Annotated in this window: 5 protein-coding genes; all 5 read right to left on the minus strand. The window is 29.4% G+C overall.

All coding sequences use genetic code 11. The features are described from left to right. Positions 1-63: 63 nt before the first annotated feature. Complete coding sequence (gene dxs, locus ACR0QS_RS11090) at positions 64-1,932, minus strand: 1-deoxy-D-xylulose-5-phosphate synthase (protein ID WP_432633512.1); 1,869 nt, start codon at positions 1,930-1,932, stop codon at positions 64-66. Between the two features lie 69 nt (positions 1,933-2,001). Beyond that, a complete protein-coding gene (locus ACR0QS_RS11095; protein ID WP_432633513.1) occupies positions 2,002-3,006 on the minus strand; it encodes a DNA adenine methylase in 1,005 nt (334 codons plus the stop codon). Next, positions 3,003-3,683 carry a hypothetical protein gene (locus ACR0QS_RS11100; RefSeq protein ID WP_432633514.1) on the minus strand — a complete coding sequence of 227 codons (681 nt, stop codon included), beginning with the start codon at positions 3,681-3,683 and terminating at the stop codon, positions 3,003-3,005. The genes ACR0QS_RS11095 and ACR0QS_RS11100 overlap by 4 nt, the downstream gene beginning before the upstream one ends. Beyond that, positions 3,683-4,483: a TRM11 family SAM-dependent methyltransferase gene (locus ACR0QS_RS11105; protein WP_432633515.1), complete on the minus strand. Its 801-nt coding sequence runs from the start codon at positions 4,481-4,483 to the stop codon at positions 3,683-3,685. The genes ACR0QS_RS11100 and ACR0QS_RS11105 overlap by 1 nt, the downstream gene beginning before the upstream one ends. Positions 4,484-4,519: 36 nt before the next feature. Then, positions 4,520-4,840 (minus strand): hypothetical protein (locus tag ACR0QS_RS11110; protein WP_432633516.1); only part of this gene is annotated, 321 nt, incomplete at its 5' end.

Genomic DNA, 4,840 nt, shown 5'->3' on the forward strand with positions numbered 1-4,840 from the left:
ATGTTTAAAGTATATAATTTATTTAGTAATATTTAATTAATAAATTTTGTCAAGTGGAAATAATTATAAATTAAAATATTCGCTTATTACTTCTTTCAAACCGTTTTTATCAAGTTTATATAATTCCAATAATTTATCTCTCTTTGCAACTTCAAAAAATTTATCGGGCAATGCATGAATTTTGACTTGTTTAAATATTTCGTTATCCGCCATGATTTCCAAAATTGCGCTTCCAATTCCGCCTTTTTTTATACTTTCTTCTATTATCAAAATTTTATCCGACTTATTTATAAAATCGATTATAGTTTTTTCGTCAATCGGTTTTAAAGTCGATAAATTTAAAATCGAAGTATCCAAATTGATTTCGTTTACCGCGTCTACAATATCAATCAAAGTCTGTCCGTAGCTTATTATACAATTTTTTTTACTCACACTTTCTCTAACAATATGCGCTTTTCCAATTTCAAAATCGCTTGCAATTATATTTTCTTTATTTTTTTCGCTATCTCTAACTGCAGATTTATTATATCTTATTACAGTCGGTCCTTTATGTTCTATAGATTTTTTAACCATTGCTTTAAAATCTTCTTCAAAAACTGGAGACATTATTATGATATTTGGAATTATTCTCAAAAAAGAAATATCAAAAACTCCCTGATGAGTGTCTCCGTCTTCTGGCACAAGTCCCGCTCTGTCTATCATAAATTTAACATTTGCGTTCATTATGCAAGCGTCATGAATAATTTGGTCGTATCCTCTTTGCAAAAAAGTCGAATACAAACAAACGAATGGAATGAGTCCGCTTTCCGCGAGTCCTACTGCAAAAGTTATCGAATGCTGTTCGGCGATTCCCACATCAAAAAATCTGTCTTTAAAATTTTTCGCAAATTCGGTTAATCCCGTTCCCGATTCCATTGCCGCCGTTATAGCCACAATATTTTTATTTTCTTTTGCTTCTTCAATGATGCATTCTCCCGCGAGGTTGGAAAAAGTTTTTCCCGAAGATTTTGATTTAAGCTCTCCCGTTTCAATATCGAAAGGAGCTATTCCATGAAATTTAGCGGGATTTTTTTCGGCTATCTCGTATCCTTTTCCTTTAATCGTATTTACTTGAATAATTCTAGGTCCCTTTATTTGTTTTATTTTTTCAAAAGTGGAAATTAACTCTTCGTAATTATGCCCGTCTACAGGTCCGAAATATTTGAATCCCATTTCTCTAAAAGCGATTCCCGGGGCTACAAAACTTCTAATCGCTCCCTTTCCTCTGTCTATTATCTCGTTTGCAATATCTCCGAAAGGAAGAGTGGAAACCAAATCTTTAACTTTATAAGAAGCCTCTTGTATCAAAACATCGTTTAATGTGGCATTTAGAAATTTTGAAATAGCGCCAATATTTTTTCCAATCGACATTTCATTATTATTCAAAACTATAATTATATCTGTATTCGTGTGGGCGATATTATTCATAGCCTCGAGCGCCATTCCGCCCGTCATAGCGCCGTCTCCGATAATCGCTATAACCTCTCCGCTATCTCCCAAAATATTTTTAGCCTTTGCGACTCCGTAAGCGAAAGAAAGCGAAGTCGAAGCATGTCCCGTCTCTTCAATATCATGTTCGGACTCGCATCTTTTTGGAAATCCCGAAATTCCTCCGTAGGTTCGTAGTGTATGGAATTTATCTTTTCTTCCCGTTAGAATTTTATGAGTATAGGTTTGATGCCCGACATCGAATATAAAAGCGTCTTTAGGAGAATCGAATAAATAATGAAGAACTACGGTTAAATCAACTACTCCCAAATTGCTTCCCAAATGTCCTCCCGTATTTGAAACGGTTTTTATTATAAAATCTCTTATTTCTTCGGCGAGTAAAGGAAGCTCTTCTTTTTTTAATTTTTTCAAATCCAAAGGACTATTTATATTTTCTATATACATGTTTTTACCAATTTTTAAATATTATAACCGTAAAATATTTTATTTCAATATTGAAAATTTAAGAATTCTTTATTTAATCAAGATATGCAAATATTCCGTTGTTTCGTCTCTTTTATTTAAGCGATTATTATCCGCTTTAAATCTTTTATAGGTTTTACTTTTTAAACTATATTTTCCTGCGCTTTCAAAAATTTCTTTGATTTGATTTAACGAAAGTAAACCTTCATCGTTATAACTCAAAAATATAAATTGAAAATCGGCGTTTTTTATCAGACTTTTAAGTTCGTTATAAACTTTATCTTTTTTACACCAATTAGATTTTTTATATTCCCTTAATCCCGTTTTGCCTTTTGCGGTAAAATCATCGTAAAGCGCTATCGTATTAAGCAAATGATAATTAGCCCCGTATTCTCTGGCGTTATATGGCGGGTCGAGGTAAAGTATATCTCCTTTAATTTTTTTGATAAGAATATTAGAATCTTCGTTAAAAATTTCATGCTTGTTATCGTTTATTTCAAAATCTGCGGGTTTTAATATAAGTTCTTTTTGAGCGGATTTTTTAATATGTTTCAAATAAGCGCCGTAAACCGAAGCGGTATTTGCCACTTTGTCGGCGGATTCCAAAAGCGAAGCCAAAAGAAAAAAATATTCTTCTTCGTTTATAGCCTCTTTATTTTTCCATTCCTCGATTTTAGAACGAATCGCGTCAATTTTCATCGCGTTTTTCTCGCTAAAATATTGTCGTTTTTCTTTTCCTAATGTAGAATAATTAAAACAAATTTTAGATTTTAATCCGTCCAAATTATTTAACGACTCGATTAATTCGTCTTTTCTTTTTATTGTTTTATGATTTCCGATATAATTTTTTGCCAAAACGAAACTATAATATTCTTTATCGTTTGCTATAATTTTTTTGACTTGAGTTTTGAATATTTTGCTTACCGCAGCCGTTCCCGTAAATAAATCGCAAAACACGATTTCGGAAAGATTTTTTGCGTTATTTTCTTTAAGAGTTTGTTTTATATTTTCTTCCAAAAAAGACGAAAGTTTAAATTTAGAACCTATATAATTCATTCTTCGTCCTTAACATATAGTTTTGAGGCTATATAATCAGCCGCTTCTTTAGCTATTTTTTTAACGCTTTCCTTTCTATAAGCCACAGGGTCGTATTGATAACATCCTACGCATCCCAATTCCTGCGTATAATTTTCATCTCCTTCATAAAACGCATAAGGATTACCGCTTATATTTTTAGCGTTCCATCTTTTATCAGTTTCTTTACAAGTTTTACAAATTTGTCTTTTTATATCATTTGCAGCTTTGCATAAAGGTTGAAAATCATTTATATTTTGAGATTTTAAATCGGCAACTCTAAAATCATTTTTTCTACCGTCTTTATGGTCTATTTCTATTTTAGTATTTTCAGACTTACCGCAAACTCCAAGCATAACGCATTTTTTATCTTTATAAAAATCTTTAATATCTTTTCTTATTGATTGATTAAATGATTTTTGAATATTAAAACCGTTTAACCTTATAGCGTCTATTGAATTTCCGTTAGTTTGACTTTTATCAAATTCAACAATATATTTTTTTGCAAGGCTTGAACTCGCTCTGCACCAGCTACCGCCATTACCTAATTGTAAATCCTTATAAATTCCTATAAATTCATTAGTTTGAACCCAACGAGAAACTCCATTTTTATTCGGTTTTGCAAGTTCTAAAAATAATTCCGTTTTTGTTTTCTGCATTAAAACTCCTTTTTAAAAACAAAAATATATTCATGTTTAAATATATAATAATCGCTTTTTAAAGCTCTATACCGCCAAATATTTTCATTTTTAAGTTTTCCTCTATTGCCTTCTATATTTTTTATTATTATTCCTTTTAATTTAACCTTAAAATTATTTTGAATAATATTCATTACATTAAAACTTAAAGGCTTAACTTCGCTGTCTTTATATATGTCGCCTATAACGACTGCAAAATATCTGTCTTTATCTAAAAACGGCAAAATATTTTCGCAGGTTTTTAAAAAGGCATTTAAAAAATCATTCATATTATTTATTTGACTTAAATCTTCTTTCTTATCGGTAAATTTAATTATATTCATATAGGGCGGATGAAAAATTACAAATTGAGTGCTTTTTGATTTTAAAGTTTTTAATCCTTCATTTATATACTTTATACTTTCGCTATTCGTATTATCGCATACTGTTATAAAAAAACGCTTATTATCAAAATTATCTCCCATGTTATCAAATACAAATTCCAATGCATTTTCATTAATATCTAATCCGATTAATTTTCTTTTTAAACTGTCGCATTCATAAAGCGTAGTTCCGCTACCCAAAAAAGGGTCAATAATAATTTCATTTTCTTTTGTATAACGGCGTATAAGCTGATTAGGAATTTGTGGAATAAAATTACCATGATAAATATTTTTATGTTTTCCGCTTTTATCTCGTCTATCGATTAACCATAAAGAATTTATATTAATATCGCAATTTTTCCAATCTTGCATATCAATATCGTTAAATTTACTCGCCATATTTTACCACATATATTAATTATACTTTATATTTTATCAAATAATACGGTAATACTTATTTAAACAATAAATTAATACGGATATATCCTTATATTCATGTTCGTCTCTGTTTTTATCATTAAAGCAAGTTTCATAATCGCTATTAGTAAAAACTTTTATATAAGGTTTATTATCAATAAAAAATAAAAATAATTTATTTGATTTAGTAAATGGACTATCGACTAAAAAACCGTTTAAGGTTATTTTGTTATCATTATCATTTACATTAATTAATTCAAAATCAATTTTATTTTCTTTAAAATACTCTGTCAATATTTTTTTATCATTATCTGTCATAAATAGCAACCTAAATAAAAT

Source organism: Brachyspira sp. (assembly GCF_050873525.1).
In the GTDB taxonomy this organism is placed as follows: domain Bacteria; phylum Spirochaetota; class Brachyspiria; order Brachyspirales; family Brachyspiraceae; genus Brachyspira.